Source organism: Methylotetracoccus oryzae (assembly GCF_006175985.1).
Classification (GTDB): Bacteria; Pseudomonadota; Gammaproteobacteria; order Methylococcales; family Methylococcaceae; genus Methylotetracoccus; species Methylotetracoccus oryzae.
The window spans coordinates 14,781-31,472 of the sequence record NZ_SRSH01000027.1; the positions used below are offsets into that span (position 1 = coordinate 14,781).

Annotated in this window: 14 protein-coding genes; 10 read left to right on the forward strand and 4 right to left on the reverse strand. The window is 64.1% G+C overall.

The genetic code is table 11. The annotated features are described in order from the left end of the window. Positions 1-418: 418 nt before the first annotated feature. Together BWR02_RS19595 and BWR02_RS19600 are read left to right on the forward strand one after the other, a co-directional pair. Positions 419-1,207, forward strand: a complete 789-nt coding sequence (locus BWR02_RS19595; RefSeq protein ID WP_139559601.1) for an ABC transporter permease — start codon at positions 419-421, stop codon at positions 1,205-1,207. 4 nt (positions 1,208-1,211) lie between these two features. Next, complete coding sequence (locus tag BWR02_RS19600) at positions 1,212-1,967, forward strand: ABC transporter ATP-binding protein (protein WP_139559602.1); 756 nt, start codon at positions 1,212-1,214, stop codon at positions 1,965-1,967. 116 nt (positions 1,968-2,083) lie between these two features. On the opposite strand, the gene fdhE is transcribed toward BWR02_RS19600, so the two are convergent. From fdhE to BWR02_RS19615, 3 genes are all read right to left on the reverse strand, one after another. Then, the gene (fdhE, locus tag BWR02_RS19605; protein ID WP_162560254.1) at positions 2,084-2,962 is read right to left on the reverse strand and encodes a formate dehydrogenase accessory protein FdhE; all 879 of its coding nucleotides are present in this window, start codon (positions 2,960-2,962) and stop codon (positions 2,084-2,086) included. Between the two features lie 103 nt (positions 2,963-3,065). Continuing rightward, the gene (locus BWR02_RS19610; protein ID WP_139559604.1) at positions 3,066-4,775 is read right to left on the reverse strand and encodes an ABC transporter ATP-binding protein/permease; all 1,710 of its coding nucleotides are present in this window, start codon (positions 4,773-4,775) and stop codon (positions 3,066-3,068) included. A 243-nt stretch (positions 4,776-5,018) separates the two neighbouring features. Next, positions 5,019-5,714 carry a hypothetical protein gene (locus BWR02_RS19615; RefSeq protein ID WP_139559605.1) on the reverse strand — a complete coding sequence of 232 codons (696 nt, stop codon included), beginning with the start codon at positions 5,712-5,714 and terminating at the stop codon, positions 5,019-5,021. Positions 5,715-5,834: 120 nt separating this feature from the next. Between BWR02_RS19615 and BWR02_RS19620 the strand changes: the two genes are divergently transcribed. The 3 genes from BWR02_RS19620 to kdoO all read left to right on the forward strand — a co-directional run bounded on the left by BWR02_RS19620 (position 5,835) and on the right by kdoO (position 13,223). Further along, positions 5,835-6,020: a hypothetical protein gene (locus tag BWR02_RS19620; protein WP_139559606.1), complete on the forward strand. Its 186-nt coding sequence runs from the start codon at positions 5,835-5,837 to the stop codon at positions 6,018-6,020. A 470-nt stretch (positions 6,021-6,490) separates the two neighbouring features. After that, a complete protein-coding gene (locus BWR02_RS19625; protein ID WP_162560255.1) occupies positions 6,491-12,103 on the forward strand; it encodes a PAS domain S-box protein in 5,613 nt (1,870 codons plus the stop codon). Positions 12,104-12,344: 241 nt separating this feature from the next. Further along, positions 12,345-13,223 (forward strand): Kdo hydroxylase KdoO, encoded by an 879-nt coding sequence (kdoO, locus tag BWR02_RS19630; protein ID WP_139559608.1) that lies wholly within the window; start codon positions 12,345-12,347, stop codon positions 13,221-13,223. Positions 13,224-13,278: 55 nt separating this feature from the next. Here kdoO and BWR02_RS19635 read toward each other — a convergent pair whose 3' ends face one another. Further along, entirely contained in the window at positions 13,279-13,680 is a 402-nt protein-coding gene (locus tag BWR02_RS19635) for a hypothetical protein (protein WP_129883435.1), read from the reverse strand. Positions 13,681-13,860: 180 nt separating this feature from the next. Here BWR02_RS19635 and BWR02_RS19640 point away from each other — a divergent pair, with 180 nt between their 5' ends. The 5 genes from BWR02_RS19640 (at position 13,861) to BWR02_RS19660 (ending at position 16,662) form a co-directional block, all read left to right on the forward strand. Continuing rightward, entirely contained in the window at positions 13,861-14,358 is a 498-nt protein-coding gene (locus tag BWR02_RS19640) for a hypothetical protein (protein WP_139559609.1), read from the forward strand. After that, complete coding sequence (locus tag BWR02_RS19645) at positions 14,313-15,029, forward strand: COG3904 family protein (RefSeq protein WP_139559610.1); 717 nt, start codon at positions 14,313-14,315, stop codon at positions 15,027-15,029. The genes BWR02_RS19640 and BWR02_RS19645 overlap by 46 nt, the downstream gene beginning before the upstream one ends. A gap of 35 nt (positions 15,030-15,064) precedes the next feature. Next, a complete protein-coding gene (locus tag BWR02_RS19650; protein ID WP_139559611.1) occupies positions 15,065-15,364 on the forward strand; it encodes a hypothetical protein in 300 nt (99 codons plus the stop codon). Between the two features lie 88 nt (positions 15,365-15,452). Next, a complete protein-coding gene (locus BWR02_RS19655; RefSeq protein WP_139559612.1) occupies positions 15,453-16,055 on the forward strand; it encodes a hypothetical protein in 603 nt (200 codons plus the stop codon). A gap of 52 nt (positions 16,056-16,107) precedes the next feature. Then, a complete protein-coding gene (locus BWR02_RS19660; protein WP_139559613.1) occupies positions 16,108-16,662 on the forward strand; it encodes an NUDIX domain-containing protein in 555 nt (184 codons plus the stop codon). Positions 16,663-16,692 lie beyond the last annotated feature (30 nt).

The following is a 16,692-nucleotide window of genomic DNA, read 5'->3' on the forward strand; positions in this document are numbered from 1 at the left end:
AGCACTTACCTTCATTCACAATAGGCCGTCTGTAGTCGCCGCTGAGCACAGGTTGAGTTGCGCCTCGACGGGCGTTCGGACAAAATGCGTGCCTGCTGTCAGATGGCGAATTCGGGCGGCTTGGCATGAGCTATCCGTGTCTGAATCGCGCCGATGACACTTTCAGGACGAGAGGGCGAGGTCAGGCTGGTCTCGCACAAGCTGTAAAGCGTTGTCGGCCCGATAAGCGCCAGTGGTCGCAGCGGCCTTTGTCGGGTTGCGCGACGAACGGGGGAACTCCCGGTCGCCTGCTGCTGTTTCGGTTTCAGCGGCTATCGCTGCTGGCGCTTCGTTGCCGGAATACTTTAATGAGCGCCCCGCTTTTGTCAGCTAGGCAACGGCCGCTATAACTCGGACCTCCCAATCGACCATTCGATCCATGAACCAACTTCGTCTGGCCTTCGCAGACCTTGCCGACGGCTTAAGGGCCTGGCCCATCTGGGGCATGCTGGGATGGCAGGACGTCCGGCAGCGCTATCGCCGTTCAATCCTCGGTCCGTTGTGGCTGACCCTTAGCATGGGTGTCATGGTCGGTGCGCTTGGGTACGTCTACGGCGATCTCTTCAAGACGCCGCTCGATGACTATCTGCCGTTTCTGACGGTCGGCTTTGTCGCGTGGAATTTGATTTCGACGCTCGTCATTGACAGTTGTACGGCATTCATCGGCGCTACGGGCTACATTCGCCAGCTGCGATTACCTGTGTCGCTTTATCTGTTTCGACTGTGCTGGCGCAATCTGATCATCTTCTTCCACAATGCGCTGGTGTTCGTAGCCGTCGCCCTGATTTTCAAGGTCGTGCCGACATGGCAGCTCCTTTGGTTGCTTCCCGGTCTGGCGATCATCCTCTACACGGGCTTTTGGTCCGGTCTGGTGCTCGGCGCGCTGTGCGCGCGCTTCCGAGACATCCCGCAAGTCGTGTCCAGTCTGGTGCAGGTCGTCTTCTTCATGACCCCGATCCTCTGGAAGCCCGAGCTGTTGACCAGCCGCCCCGTGTTCGTGCAGGAAAACCCCTTCTTCCACTTCGTCGAGTTGATCCGGGGCCCCATGCTGGGTAACGGGATTTCGCTCCAGACCTGGGCGGTGACCCTGGGTTGCGCACTGCTGGGTTCCCTGGTGGCTTTCTTCATGTTTGCCCGGCTTCGCCGCCGCATCGCATTCTGGGTGTAGTTCAGTGGCGCATATCACCGTACAGAACGTTTCGCTGGATTTTCCGCTGTTCGGCGCCGGCAGTCGCTCGCTGAAAAAGGCGATAGTGCGTATCGGCAGCGGCGGGCGCGTGGCGCGCGAGTCGAACGATACCGTTGTCGTCAAGGCGCTCCGGGATCTGTCCTTCACGATATCGCACGGGGAACGTGTCGGCCTGGTGGGGCCCAACGGTGCCGGGAAGTCGACCCTGCTGCGCGTCCTGTCCGGGATCTTCGAGCCGGGCCAGGGCACGGTCAAGCTGCAAGGGCGGGCCGCGGCGCTATTCGATCCCTCGCTCGGCATGGACATGGAGGCGAGCGGCTACGAGAACATCTTTTTGCGCGGTTTGCTGATGGGACTTTCCAGGGATGAACTGCGGGAAAAGACGGAAGAAATCGCCCGGTTCACGGAACTCGGGGAGTATCTGGATATGCCGGTCCGCGCCTACTCCAGCGGTATGTTGCTGCGACTGGCGTTCGCGGTCTCGACCAGCTTCGTGCCGGAGATCCTGTTGATGGACGAATGGATCGGCGCCGGCGACGCCCGGTTTCTGGACAAGGCTCAGGAACGGCTGGAGGGCCTGGTGCGTCAGTCCGGCATCCTGGTTCTGGCGTCGCACTCGGAGGAAATCATTCGGCGTCTGTGCAACCGTGCGTTCCTGCTCGAAGGTGGTCGGCTGCTGGCCTCCGGCACGCCGGACGAGGTCTTCGCACTTTACAACGCTCGCGGCGCAGCGGACTAACTCTTCTCGACAAGTCTTCCCGAGGGGAGGGGCTCGCGTAACCCGGTTCCGGCGATGCGGTGTCCTTTCCTCCTTTCCCGCGTTGCCAGCTCACGTGCCAGCGCGCCGGCCTCTCGCTAAACCCCCGGCAACAGAAACGGGTTCAGCCCAAACCGCGCGTAGCCCGCCTCCGCCATCATCACGTCCAGGCCAAGCGTCGCCAGGTCATCGGCGAAGGACTCAAGCCCGGGGTGCTTTTCTTGATCCAGGATTTTCGTATAGGTCTTGCAGTCGTCGCAGGCTTCGGCCCGCACGCCCGCGTCGGAATCCTGGACGTGGTAGTAGCCGATGCGGCCGCTTGCCCCACACCAGACGCAGCGGATCCGGGGCAGGTTCCACTGCGTTGAACAAAGCGAACAGCACAGGTAGCGCAGTCCTTGCGTGTTGCCACCGGCCAGCAGCACGCTGCTGACGGGCGCCGAACCACACGCTGGACAGCCCCGCGGGCTCCGGTCGGGGTCCAGAGCGACGGGGTCCAGTTGTGCGGCTGCGGCGGTCCAGACCACTTGCAGTGCCGCGGCCAACAGCGCTGCGTCGCTGCGGTCCAGTTGGTTCGGATTGCCTGAAAGCAGCGCAACGGCGAAATCCTGCAGCGCTTCCGGCGGTTGTTGTCCGAGGCGTGCGATACAGGCTCCGATGGGCTCATCCGGCACCTGCAACGCATTCAGCAGCGCGCGCAGCGCCGTCAGCCAGATGTCGGGAAGAGGGGCATCCGCGCCGAGCGGGACAGGCCCAGCCCTCAGGATCGGCTGTAATACGCCGGTCGCCAGCGTCGAGCAGACGCTTTGCTGCGCGTCGGCAATCTGTGCCAGTAGTGCGAGGAACGGGGACAAACCGCTTTCCATCGAGGCCAGTGCCCGCAAACGCTGTGCCCGCGCGCTGAATACCTTCGCCGCGTCGGGCTGCAGGACTCGGGCATACCCGGTGCCGTCACTGGACGCAGCGTTCAGTGCCACGGTGCCCGTCCTGCCGGCGGACGGCCGGAAGCATGCCGGTGGGCGCCCGCCGAGGTTGGGAATCCGCCGATGCGGGTCATCGCGGCGGAGATACGGGTGTCCATCATGCCGCGCTCTGCCACGCCCAGCCGCCATCCAGTTCGATCTCCAGCACGGCATCGTAGCTGCGTCGCTGCTCCTCGGTGTTCTGTTGACCGGGACGGCCGATCACGAGGTACGAGATTCCTGCCGCGGACAGTTGCGCCAGCATCAGGCGTATTCGCTCCGGGTTCAGATCGGCGCTCGGCAGATTGATCACCGTGAATGGGGGTGATGCAATCAGAATTCGCGCGAAGGACAGCATGTACTGCTCGTTGAAGGTCAGCAGCGTTTCCCACTCCTGCTCCTTGTCGAGTCCGCCAGTCCGGGCGAGTACGGACTCGATCCCGAGCGAGCGCAACGTGGCGATAAGGGTTTCGTCGTCGACGCTGCCGGGCTCCCCGGCTGATACCAGCGCCTCACGCAACGTGCCGGGCGGCAGGTAGGCCCGTTCGGGCAGGAACAACACGCGGCTCAGGCGGGGCCTGAACACCCTGCCCCGCCCGATGTCGAGTATTCCCGCCGTGGCCTTGAATATCGCGTCCTTGGCCGCGTCGTCGATGGCCGTGATCAGGGTGCGCTTGCCCTGCGGGATCGAGGCCGAGAGTTCCCGGACCAGGGTGTGTCCGTCGGTCGTGGAACGCAGGGTCAGGTTCTCGAAGGCGACGCGGTCGTCGCTTTCGGTCCAGTCGATGCCGGAGACGGTTTCGGTCTGCGCCAGTTCGACCGCATACCAAAGGTTGATCAAGCGCTGGACGACCGCGGCGAACGATGAGATCGACTGAAACTGCGTGATGATCAATGAAAAGGCGGCAACCAGGGTCGTAAAGGCCATCACCGACTGCGTGACGACGCCGAAGTCCACTTCACCGCGCATGTACAAGGGAGCCACCAGCAGAATGGGCAGCACCTGCACCAGATAGTTGTAGGCCGTCGTGAAAAAGCCCAGATTGCGGTTTACCTTGACGATCTTGCGGAAGTTCCCGGCCAGGTCGTCGAGCCGCATCAGCAACCTGCGGAGCAAGGGTTTCTCCCGGTGCAGCAGCGCCACGGACTCCGCGCGCTCGCTGATGTGCAGCAGTCCTGAGCGGAACGTCGCCTCCTTGTCCAGTTGCGCATGGTTGAGATCGATCAATGCGCCGCCCAGCCAGACCGTCAGCAGCGACCCGAACACGGCGTAGCCGACGGCGACCATGAACAGCGTGGGGCTGATGCGCCACAGCACCCCGGAGAACGCGACGATCGTGAAGAGCCCGTTCATCAGCATCAGCGCGAACGACAGGGTCGTCGTCGTGAACGTCCGGACGTCATCGGCGATGCGCTGGTCCGGGTGTTCCATGCCGCTGTTCCGGATCACGGCATCGTTCATCCGGTAATAGGTCGGATACTGCAGGTAGAGTTCGACGAAGCGCTGCGTCATCCATTGACGCCACAGTATTCCGAGGCTTTCCTCCGCATAGCGGATCAGTACCGCGACCACGGTCGATGCGGCGAACACGCCCAGGTAGATGGCGGCTTCACGCAGGTAGGTCGTCGTCTCCCGGTTGGCGATGGCCGTCATGAAGTCACGGCCGACGTAGCTGTTCAGTACGTTGAGGCCGTTCGTCGCGAACAGCAACACGGTCAACGTGACGAACAGGGCAACGGCTTTGCCGCCGACGTCCGACCGGGTCAGGTTCCGGATGAGCTGGACGAACAGGCCCCAACCCTGTTCGTTGATCGGAATATGCAGCATGCGACGCCCCTGCCGAGTTCTTGTCAGGCTCCCGATGGGCCTGATTCTCACCGCGTGGTCAAGGATCAGGCCGTCAGCGAAGATAAGTGGGTAAGGGGCGCTTGTCGAGGTCTTTGCGCCAGTACCTGAGGTCTCCTGGGGGCCGGACGAAGGTCATACGGCGTGTGTCGGCGACCGGCTCACCTGCCGGGCGCAGAGGGCCGAGTTCGGGCATCGTCCGTGTCAGTGCCGGGATCGTCCCGGTCAGAACCCGCTGCGGACCGTGTAGATGATCTCCTGGTTGTTGGCCTGCGTGACCTCGATCTTGACATTGCGGAAGACGACCGACGTCGGGAAGCTCCCGATGTCATATTTGGCCTGTTGCGTGTACGAGGGCCGGTCCAGCGATTTGCCGCGATACTCGCGGTACGAGAGGTGCAGCGTGTGATCCGCATACCCGTCGTAGGCGAGTTCGTACTTGAACGAGCCGCGGTGCGGTACCGGGATGTCCATCTTCGAATAGCGGAGCGGTGTCGACAGTGCGCGTTCGACCCATGTCGATTGTTCCGGCGCGACCTGGACCGAGTCGAACACACCATCCTGACCGGTGTCCGTGAAGCAGGCCTTCGAGACGAATCCCGCGATCGGGTCCGAATAGATCTTCTTGTCCGAGCAGTAGACCTCGGCTTTGCCGAGCCGGGCCGGAAACACCACTTCGCCCCTACCGATGAACAGGCCGCCGAGCCCGAAAGGCTGACGACTGGCGTCGAGGATGCGCGCCCCGGAGCGATGCCAGTAGCTGTACTCGGTGTACATGAGGCCACCCAGCGGGGTATGGGCTGGCTGACCGACCATTGGCTGGCTGCCCGCGGCGTCGCTCACTTGGGACAAGTCCGCGATGGGAAGCGGAGCGCATCCCGACAGGACCATTGCGCCGAGAAACAGGGACCGTGACAACATGTTGGCTACTCCTATTGCCGAGGGAAAAGATGCCGGCTGCTGGCCGCGCGCTGCGGCTTCAGGTTCGTGGCGCCGCCCGGCGGTTGCGACGCGGGAAGTATGCACGGCCAAGGGCCGTCAATGAATCGACTCTTCGAGCGCGGGTCGAACTCCCGGGGCTTCCCCTTGGAGGATGGCGCGCTTGAAGACCTGCAGAGCCTGGTTCAGGCTGCCGCCGAGAGCATGCACCTGCAGCGCATGAAGCTTCAGGCTGACAGTCCCGAGGTCGACGTGGAAGACGTTGCAACGGCGGCAGTAGCCGACTGAGCAATGCTCGGTGCGGGCGAGGATCTCGATTCGACAGGTGGGGCTTGGGGTCTGCATCGCGATATCTCCGGAGACGTGTGAAGGTCATGGACATCATAGTTGAGAATGATTCTTAAAAAAAGGCTGTCCCCGCCATTCACCTGCGGATTCTGCTTCCTGCCCCGGCGGGTCGGTGCGCTGGAGCTGCGCCGATTCGTCGCGACGCCAACACGAAAGCCAACGCCGGTGAACCATGAGAATCGAACTGCGGGCCGGCCTGCGCTGGCCCATCGAGGCAATGCACTAAGCGATACCCCGGCCGACATTCCCCCGAGGTAACAGGCGTCGTCCGTTGGCCAATGTTTCTGGCCTTGGTTGCCGTCCTTGCGCTAGGCTACACCTTGGAAATAGTTCCAATGATGGCTGTTTCCGCGCGCCCTTCCCGGCCCACCACCGCAACGCTGCGCCCCCTCCACGAAGGACAGATCCTGATGAGCCAATCGACAGGCGGCCACCACCCCGGCGTTGGAGCGCAAGCGAACGTGGAGACTGGCATCGCGGCGGCCGAGTGCGCTGTCCTCCGCAGTTTCATGCAGGGCGTCCCGGACCCGGTCTGGCTGAAGGATTGTCAGGGTGTTTACCTCGGTTGCAACCCCGCGTTCGAACGGCTGTGCGGACTGTCGGATGTGGCCATCCGAGGCAAGACGGATCGCGATCTGGTCGAGCCCGAATTCGCTGCCCGCTTCGAGGCCCAGGATCTCGAAGCCATGGAATCGGACGAGCCGCGCCGTCACGACGAATGGCTGTGCTACGTCGCGGGGACTGCCCCGGCGCGTTTCGAGATCACCAGGACCGCGCTGCGTGATGCCTCCGGTCGGTCCATCGGGCTGGTCGGTGTCGTACGCCCTGCCCCGACCGGCGAGCATGCCGACAGCGAGTCGCGGCTGTCCCGGGAACGACTCGAGTTGGCTCTCGAGGCCTCGGGCGGCGGCTACTACGATGCCGACCGTCGCACCGGCACGTCGCGGATCGACCCGCGCTTGCTTGCCACCTTGGGTTACGCGGCCGATGAACTGGTCTGCGCCAATCGCGGTTGGCTGGATCTGGTCCATCCCGACGACCGGCCTGCCATCGAAGCGCAACTCGCCGACAGCGATGCCGGACGCCGCGACGGCTTCGATTGCGAGTACCGCGTCCGCACCAAGGACGGGCAATGGGTCTGGATGCTCGACAAGGGCCGAACCGAACGGGACGAATCGGGCCGGCCGCTCCGCGAGACTGGAATTCTGCTGCCGATCACCGAGCGCAAGGAACTGGAACTGCGCCTGCGCGACAGCGAGAAGCGCTTCCGCGGTCTGGTCGAAAACTCGCCGATGGCTTACCAGTCGCTGGATATCCAGGGGCGCTTCATCGACGTCAATGAGCAGCTTTGTGAGTTGCTGGGATACGCACGCACCGAACTGCTGGGGCGCGGTTTCGACGAGGTCTGGGACGACACGGCGCGTCCAGCGTTCCCGGACCAATTCGCCAGCCTCAAGCGTGAGTCGACGACCTCGGTGGAATTGCGCTTGACGCGGAAGGACGGCAGCGCCGTCGACGTGATCCTCGAAGGACGGGTTCAGCGCGACGCTGCCGGTCGGTTCATCCGCACGCATTGCCTGCTGACGGACATCACGGCCCGGCGGCGCGCCGAGGAGGCGCTGCGTGAGAGCGAGCAGCGGGCCAATCGGATATTCGAAGCCTCGCCGGTCGCGATGTTGCTGGTCTCCGAAAGCGGCGTGATCGAACAGGCCAATGCGGCCGCCGAGAAGACCTTTGGTTACGAGCAGGGGACATTGAACGGCGTCGTCATCGAGCAACTCGTCCCGGCCCGGGTGCGCGAGGCGCACCCCGCGCTGCGTGCCGGCTACCTGCACAACGCCCGACCTCATCAACTTGGCCTGGGGCGCGAACTGAGCGGGCAGCATGCGGCAGGCTATGAGATTCCGGTCGACGTCAGCCTGGCGCCGGTGACGGTGGCCGGCCAGATCCATGTGATCGCCAGCGTCGTCGACCTGACCGCGCGCCGCGCTGCCGACGCTGCAATGGAACGTGTGCGCGAGCGACTCGATGCGGCGGTACAGGGTGCTGGCATCGGAGTCTGGGAATTCGAAGTCGCGTCCGACGCCCTGCATTGGGACGATACGATGCTGCGGCTTTACGGATTGCCGCCCGGCACTGCCGTCACGGTGGCCGACTGGGTGGCCGCGCTCGCGCCCGAGGACCGGGACGCCCAGGCCGATCTGTGGGCTCGCGCACTGAAGGGCGAAGCCGCCTACGACACCGCCTTTCGCATCTGCCGGCCGGACGGCGACGTCAGACACATCCGTTCGTTCGCGTTTTTGCAGCACGATGCGTCCGGGGCGGTGGTTCGGACCGTTGGCGTCAATTGGGACGTGACCGACGAGCAGCGGGCTGCGGCTTCGCTGCGCGACAGCATGGAGCGCTACGACGAACTGGTCGGACGCATTCCGATTGGAGTGTATACGTTCCGGATACGCCCCGACGGCACGATGGGCATGGACTATGTCAGCGACCGCTTCGCAGAACTGCTGGGCATTGACGCCGCGACGCTGGTGCGAAACCTCCAGGCCGCTTTCGACATCGTGCACCCGGACGACTGGCCCAACCTGCAAGCAGCGATTGCCCGCCGCGAGGAGCACAACTGGTGGGAGGGGCGCGTCGTCGTGGACGGGAGCATCCGATGGCTGCGCCTCGATGCCCATGTCAGCATCTGCCCTAACGGTGACGTGCTCCACAACGGTGTCGCAAAGGACATCAGCGACCGCAAGCGTGTCGAGGAGTTGGAGCTTCGCTACCTGGAGGACCTCGAAGCTGCGGTCGCCGCACGCACGGCGGAACTGCTGCAGGCGCAGCAACAACTCTCCGTCACGGCGGAGCGCCTGCAACTCGCCTCCGACGCCGCGGAGATCGGTGTGTGGGAATGGCGGATCCCGGAAGATGAACTGATCTGGGACCAGCGCATGTTTGAACTCTACGGGAGCAGGCCCGATGAGTTCACTTCAGCGTACCAAGCCTGGTCGCGCGCGCTGCACCCAGACGATAAGCTTCGGGCCGAGCGGGAGATTCAGCAAGCCATCGCGGGACTGGGTGAGTTCCGGACCAACTTTAAGGTGGTGCATCCCAACGGGGCGATTCGTCACATCTCAGCCTTTGGGCGCGTCGTGCGCGATGCGGACGGGCGCGCCCTGCGCATGGTGGGTGTCAATCGCGACATCACCGCCGAGAAAGAGTCGGAACGCGAGCTTGAGGACAAGGAGCAGCGCTGGCTGGTCGCGCTGGAAGCTCACGACATGGGGGTCTGGGACTGGAATGTCGTGACCGGCGAGGTGTTGTACTCGCCGCGTTTGCTGACCATGCTCGGCTATGCCCCGGGCGATTGGCGCAGCCACGTCGAGGAGTGGCAGACCCGGATTCACCCCGACGACGCCGAGCGCGTGTTCAATGTCTTGACGGATTACTTCGCAGGCCGTGTCGCGCGGTATGCGCCGGAGTTCCGCCTACGTTGCAAGGATGGCAGCTATCGCTGGGTTCTGGATTGCGGCAAGGTGGTCGAATGGACTGCCGATGGCCGGCCGCTGAGAATGATCGGCACGCATACGGACATCGACGAGAGCAAGCGGGCGGAAGCCGAGCGGTCTCGGCTCATCGCGGTCGTCGAGGCCAGCGGCGACATGATCGCGACCGCTGATGCCTCAGGCCGGATCACATACATGAATCGCGCAGGTCGACGGATGCTGGGCATTCCGGACGATGAGCTGCTGGATGCCGCGCACATTTCCGATTACCACGACGCCGAGACCTTCCGACGGGTGGCCGAGGTCGGCTTGCCCGCGGCCATCGAGCACGGCGTGTGGTTCGAGGACAACCTGGTCCGGCACCGCGACGGATCGCTTATCCCCGTATCGCAGTTGATCATCGCGGAGAAAGCCGCCGACGGCAGTGGCAACGTCGAAGTCCTGGCAACGATCTGCCGCGACATCACCGAGCGCAAACGGGCGGAGGTGGCGCTGCAGGAGCGCGAACAAACCTTCCGCCTGCTGTTCGAAGGGGCGCTCGATCCGGTCATGCTGATTCACGAGGGGCGGTTCGTCGAGTGCAACGATGCCACGGTGGCCGTTCTCGGCGCCAGCGGTCGCGAAGACATCATCGGACATTCGCCGGTCGATTTCTCGCCGGAAATCCAGCCGAACGGCCGCCGCAGCGACGAGTATGCCGCGGAGCTCCTCCGTGCCGCGCTGCGGGGCGCACCCTGCCGCTTCGACTGGCAGTGGCTCCGGCGCGATGGTGCCGATGTTTTCATCGAGGTGTCCCTGACGTTGCTGATGTTGCAGGGACGCGAGCTGCTCTACTGCGGCCTGCGCGACGTCACCGAGCGCCGCCGCCTCGAGGCCGCGCTCGCCGACGCACGCGATCAGGCCGAGGCGGCGAATCGTGCCAAAAGCACCTTTCTCGCGAACATGAGCCACGAGATCCGGACGCCGATGAACGCGATACTCGGCCTGACACATCTGCTCGCCGAGCGGAGTGTCGATCCCGAGCAGACGCAGCGCCTACGTAAGATCGTCGATGCGGCCCAGCATCTGCTGTCCATCCTCAACGACATCCTGGACATCTCGAAGATCGAGTCGGGCAAGCTGCAGCTCGACGCGACCCTTTTCGGGATCGAGGCGTTGTTCGAGGCCGTCGAAGCGCTGTTTCACGACTCGGCTGCCCAGAAGGGGCTGGTGTGGAGAGTTGAGACCGACCCGCGGCTGGACTGCACACTGATGGGGGATCCGCTGCGTCTGCGTCAGATCCTGGTCAACTTCGTCAGCAACTCGGTCAAGTTCACCGAAGCGGGCCAGATTGCGCTGCGTGCGCGGCTGGTGGCTGAGGATGACGGACATCTTCTGGTGCGCTTCGAAGTCCAGGACACGGGCATCGGAATTGCGCCGGAGGCCATGCAACGGCTGTTTTCGGCCTTCGAGCAGGCTGACGGAGAGGTAACCCGTCGCTTTGGCGGCACCGGACTCGGGTTGGCCATCAGCCGGCGGCTCGTGCACCTGATGGGGGGAGAGATCGGTGTCGAGAGCGAGCCAGGGCAGGGCAGCCTGTTCTGGTTCACGGCGAAACTGTTGCGTGGGAGCGATCCTGCTGCCGGCCGGGTCGACCCCGCTCTGCAAACTCCCGCGACGCCGGCCGCGGTGCGCACGCGTCATGCCGGTGCGCATTTGCTGCTGGTCGAGGATAACGCGCTGAATCGCGAGGTCGTCCTCGATTTGTTGAGCGATTGCGGTTTGAGCGTGGATGTGGCCGAGGACGGCCGCGCGGCGGTCGAGCGGGTCGCCGAGTACGATTACGATCTGATTCTGATGGATATCCAGATGCCGGTCATGGACGGACTGACGGCCGCGGCGATGATCCGGCAGATGCCCGGCCGTGACACGGTGCCGATCCTGGCGCTGACGGCGAACGCGTTCGCCGAAGATCGTACCGCCTCGCAGCAGGCCGGCCTGAACGAGCATCTGGCAAAGCCGATCGAGCCGGCGGCGCTTTTCGGTGCCCTGCTGCGCTGGCTGCCTCCCGGCGGAGAGGCCGACAGAAGCGCGCCGGCCGCTGCGGCGCCGTGGCACCCTCGGCCTGCCCCCGAGGCGCCGGTTAGTGCTCCTGCCGCTTCGGATCTTCGCGGTGTGCTGTCGCAAATCGAGGGTCTGGACGCGAGGCAGGGCCTGGAATACCTCGGCGATCAGATGGACGTCTATGTGCGTGTCTTGAAACTGTTCGCGGAACGTTGCGATGTTGAAATTGCCGCCTTGCGCGCAGCCCTGGTAGCCGGCGAGTTCCAGGACGCGCGGCGCATGGCGCACACGATCAAGGGCAATGCAGCCGTGCTGGGCGCCACGGCGCTTCAACCGCTCGCGGCGGAGCTTGAAATGTCGGTCAAGGAGGGCGAGGCGCTGCCCAGGCTGTTGCCGCTGCTGGACAGCGTCGCCGCCGTATACAGTGCATTGGCCGCGGATCTGATCGCCCGGCTGCCGTCAGGCCGCGGACCGGGTCACTAGGTAAGCCCTCATTTTATCGAGGCTTACCGTGCGTCGGGGTTTAATGCCATGATCGAACGCTTTAGCCCACTCCAAGTCTTTGGCGAAAGGCCAGGTTCGGCGTCCGCTCGTTGGGCTAATTCAAACGCCCTTGTTGTTGCTATGGGCGCCCGTCGCTGCGTTAGAATGCCCCGCCTGTCCCGCCGGGGTGCCCGCAGGCTTCAGGGACGATCACCTTTTGACTTCCCAGGGAGGGCTCGCCATGCCCCGCATCATTACCCTATCTGTGGACCGGTGGGCGCCGACGAATTGCGCGCCTGACGTTGTGGAGTGTGCCGCCGAATCGCTCGAACAGGGCAATATCCTGTTTTTCCCCCATCTCGGCTTTCAGCTTGGCGCTGCCGAGCAGGCGTTCCTGTCTCCGGAAACGGCCGGCAAGAGCAAGAATGTGAGTTGGGACGGGGTGGCCGGTCGTCTGCGAGGCAGCAATGTCGACCCCGCGCTGCAGCCGCTGCTGCAGGGAATGATGCAGCGTTTTGCGGCGGCCGGTGAGTCGTTGCTCCGCGCGCTGTTCCCCGCCTATCCGGGCGCCCTGGTCACATCGCGAACGAGTTTCCGCGCCGTCGAGGTCGCCGGGCGGTCAACCTCCTGGCGCAAGGACGATACGCGCTTGCACGTCGACAGCTTCCCTTCTACGCCGGTACAGGGGAAGCGGATCCTGCGGCTGTTCAGCAACGTGAATCCGAACGGTCAAGCCCGCTCGTGGCGCTTTGGCGGTTCGTTCGAGGCAGTGGCGGAACGCTTCCTGCCGACGCTCACCGCGCCGCCGCGGGGCAGCGCCCGGTTGCTGCAATGGTGTTCGGTCACCCGTGGCTACCGGACTGCCTACGACCACTACATGCTCCAGTTGCATGACCGCATGAAGGCGGACGGTGCCTATCAGTCCAGTCCCGACGTCACCGGTTACGATTTCCCGCCGCAGTCCACCTGGCTGGTGTTTACCGATCAGGTGCCGCACGCAGTCGTGCGCGGTCAGTATCTGCTGGAACAGACATTCTATGTGCCGGTCGATGCGATGCGGGATCCTGAACGGGCCCCGTTGCGGACCCTGGAACGCTTGTTGGCCCGTCCGCTGACCTGAGCCGGAGTGCTGCCGGTCCGGCTCGGGTCGGGCGAGCCAGACCGGGCTTGCGGTTTTACTGGCGGTGGTGCGCGCCGCCGGCAGCTGCAGGGGCGCCAGTCGCCGGCTCCGCCTTCTCGATCACCGTGCGCTCGTCGACCTTCAGCAAGGTGATGCCCTGATCCATGATGTAGCGGCATTCGGCGCGCTTGGCCGATCCGACGTTGTTCCAGGCCAGGGATACGTAAGTCAGATTGTCGCTGCTGGATTCGGATGGGGTATAGGGATGCGTGCCCACCTCGTTTCTGACCGCCTCGGTGCATTTATCGAGTGCCAGCGTATTGAGCATGCTTGATGTCTGCAGGAAAGCCCCCTGGATCTTCTCCTGTTGCGTCTCCCGCGTCGTCCCGACAATGATGAAGCCGACAGCCATCAGTATGCCGAACCCGATTGCCGCCTTGATGAAGTTGGATTCCATTTTTTCCTCGTGGTTCTTGTGGTTGTGTGCGCCGCGAATATAACAAGAACGGCCTGGGCTTACGAGCAGGTTGGGCAGCTTGCGTGCGTCACTGATCTTGCCTCACCGCAGGCAACTTCTTGTCCGCAGCGGCCCGGGACGCGTTAGAATCGCGCGACGTACGGACTGGAGGGAAAAGCGATGGCAAAAGTCGATCGAAAGGCGCGCCCGTGTCTCGTCGCAGCGGTCGCCGCGGCGGGATTGATCACTACTGGATGCACCAAGGAAATGGGCAACCAGTTGGGCCAGTTCGCCGGAAATGTGGGCGGCTCATACCTTTCACAGACCGGCATCCCCGGTACCCAGTCCGTAGGCGATCTCACCACGAATATCGGCGGCCTGATCGGTGAAGAGATCGCCAAGTATCTCGACGAGCGCGAGCGCCTGCAGGCCGAAGCGGCGGCGCGCGAAGCCATCAACAGCAACAAGGTCGGTCCCGGCTCGACCCGCACCTGGAGCAGCCAGAGCAATCCCGGCGTGTCGGGCGGTTCGACGGTGATCGCGCAGAGTAGCGGCGCCGATGGGCGTGAGTGCCGGACCCAGCGCAACTTCGTCAACGTCAAGGGCAAGGATGTCGAACAGACCGAAACGCTGTGCCGCGACCCGAAAACCGGGACCTGGTCCGCGGGGGTCGTCTGAACCGGTTCAACGGCCCGCTTGCGGCGGTCCTGACTGCCGCCTTGACCGCGGTCGTGCCCAATGCGTCGGCTGAGGAATACCCCTGCCCGGCGTGGCCGGCCGCCGATGCCGGTTTCTGGCAGCCCATGACGTATCGCCTGATGGCGACGCCGAAAGGGGTCGTCGTGATTGCCGAAGGGCAGATCAAGTCCGGCGAATCATCGCGCCTCAAGATGCAGATCCAGCAAGCGCTCGCGCAGCCCGGCGGCATTTACGAAATCTGGTTCAATTCACCGGGCGGCGATTCGGAGGAAGGCCAGGCGATGGGACGCGTGATCCGCGGTCTCGGCGTGCCGACCCGCATCCGTACCGGTGCCTTCTGCGTCAGCGCCTGTTCTGTTGCCTTCCTGGGAGGCGTGTTTCGCACGATCGAGGCGGGGGGCGCCTACACCGTCCACATGTTCTCGAATTTCAGCGGCTACGAGTCCAGTCAGGCCTTGCAGAGCACGGTCAAGCAACTGCAATCGCTGGAGCAGGATGCGGCCCAGTACGCCGCCGAGCGCTATCAATACCTGCTCGAGATGGGGATTTCGCCGCAGGTGGCCAAGCACGGTTTCTCGGTGAAGAACCAGGCGGCCTCCTGTCCACCGCGCGCCGTGCTGAAACAGTGGAATGTGGATAACTCGTCCTGAATTCATTGATCGATGACCTTCCGAGGAAGACTGACATGACGCCACGCAACGCTCCAGCCCGCGCGAATTGCCGCACCGTGGTGCCTGTCCTGCTGTCCTTGTGGCTGCCCCTGGTGGCCGCGCCTGCGCTGGGTGCCCGGGAAGAGAGCGCGACGCCTGCGACCGAGTCCAGGGCCGAGGCCCCGATCGAGGTCCCGAAGGCATCGGCCAAGCCCGAACGGACCGAGAGCCTGGCCAAGCCGCCGGGCGGCACCCGGCCGGACCCCGAGCAGGCCAACCCGGGTCTGTTGAACCCCTGTCACGGCAGTCCTCAGCCGAAATGGTGCGGGGAGTGATCGAAGATCCCGCCGGCGCGGCGCCGGGCTAGGGCCGCGGGCGCCGATGGCGCTGATCCGGCGGTGGTTGCGCAGGACCAACCGGGCAATGGAACAGGAATCCAGGGGCGTGACCCAGGGCAGTTCATGGTGGGAACGCAACCGGCAAACGGTCGAAATCATCGGCATCTGGGTCGAGGCCCTGGGGGTCGTGACCGCCGCTGTGCTGGGTATCCAGCAATACCGTGAGAACTCTCAGGCCGATAAGGTCAACATGACGCTGAAGTACCTCGACCGATTTCAGGAAGAGCGTATCTTCAAGGCGCGTGGCGATCTGGATACGGCCTGGAATGCTCGGCGCGACGAGGTGTTCGCGCTGTTGCAACAAACTGACGGTGAAGCCAGGCTTGCGGCCTTTCTCGAGAAGACGATCGCCGACGGCGGCCTCGATCCGGCGATCGGCGCCGTGATGGATTTCTTCGATGAACTCCAGGCCTGCACGACCTCGGGCCTTTGCGATCGGGATACGGCGATCCGATTTTTCGGCAAGTACGCCTACGACTTTCACGGCTTGCTCGCCCCGCATATCGCGCTGCAGCGCAAGGAGCTGCGCGATCCGCAGATCGGTTCGGGCGTCGATTTCTTCAGTCGCGAATACCGAAGGGCGCGCGAAAAGGCGGACAAGTCGGCGCCCCAGGGGCTGACCGGATGAGCCCGGCTTCCCAACGATACCTGGAGTCACTGACGGCGACCAACCCAACACCATGACCAAAGTCGGCAACTGGCTACGCAAGACCCGGGACATCGTCTACCGGAACAACTGGATCACCGTATTCCACGACGAGGTCGTCAACCCGTCGGGCGGCGACGGCATCTACGGTGTCGTGCGCTTCGAGAATCTGGCGATCGGGATCATCCCGATCGATCACGAGGGCTGTACCTGGCTGGTCGGACAGCACCGCTATCCGCAGGACAAATATTCCTGGGAGATTCCCGAAGGGGGTGGAAGGATCGGTGTGGATCCGCTCGACAGCGCGCAGCGCGAATTGCAGGAAGAGGTCGGTCTCGGCGCTCACCGCTGGGAGCGGGTGCTGGAGTTGGATCTCAGTAACAGCGTCACCGACGAGGCGGCCATCGTGTTCCTGGCGCGTGACCTCTACCCATTGGAGGCGACGCCGGAAGAAACCGAGGACCTCAGCCTGGTTCGCGTGCCATTCGGCGAAGCGGTCGAGCGCGTCATGCGGGGCGAGATCACCGACGCCATCTCGGTGGCGGGCCTGTTGAAGGTCCACGCGATGTTGAGCCGCGGCCAGATCTGACGCCGGCGGACGCTCGCGGTCCCGTCCCGG

What these genes read in the sequence shown, in the direction of transcription:
- BWR02_RS19595 (WP_139559601.1), top strand. Translation starts at nt 419, where the DNA reads ATGAACCAACTTCGTCTGGCCTTCGCAGACCTTGCCGACGGCTTAAGG.
- BWR02_RS19610 (WP_139559604.1), bottom strand. Translation starts at nt 4,775, where the DNA reads ATGCTGCATATTCCGATCAACGAACAGGGTTGGGGCCTGTTCGTCCAG.
- BWR02_RS19615 (WP_139559605.1), bottom strand. Translation starts at nt 5,714, where the DNA reads ATGTTGTCACGGTCCCTGTTTCTCGGCGCAATGGTCCTGTCGGGATGC.
- BWR02_RS19620 (WP_139559606.1), top strand. Translation starts at nt 5,835, where the DNA reads ATGAATCGACTCTTCGAGCGCGGGTCGAACTCCCGGGGCTTCCCCTTG.
- BWR02_RS19625 (WP_162560255.1), top strand. Translation starts at nt 6,491, where the DNA reads ATGAGCCAATCGACAGGCGGCCACCACCCCGGCGTTGGAGCGCAAGCG.
- kdoO (WP_139559608.1), top strand. Translation starts at nt 12,345, where the DNA reads ATGCCCCGCATCATTACCCTATCTGTGGACCGGTGGGCGCCGACGAAT.
- BWR02_RS19635 (WP_129883435.1), bottom strand. Translation starts at nt 13,680, where the DNA reads ATGGAATCCAACTTCATCAAGGCGGCAATCGGGTTCGGCATACTGATG.
- BWR02_RS19640 (WP_139559609.1), top strand. Translation starts at nt 13,861, where the DNA reads ATGGCAAAAGTCGATCGAAAGGCGCGCCCGTGTCTCGTCGCAGCGGTC.
- BWR02_RS19650 (WP_139559611.1), top strand. Translation starts at nt 15,065, where the DNA reads ATGACGCCACGCAACGCTCCAGCCCGCGCGAATTGCCGCACCGTGGTG.
- BWR02_RS19655 (WP_139559612.1), top strand. Translation starts at nt 15,453, where the DNA reads ATGGAACAGGAATCCAGGGGCGTGACCCAGGGCAGTTCATGGTGGGAA.
- BWR02_RS19660 (WP_139559613.1), top strand. Translation starts at nt 16,108, where the DNA reads ATGACCAAAGTCGGCAACTGGCTACGCAAGACCCGGGACATCGTCTAC.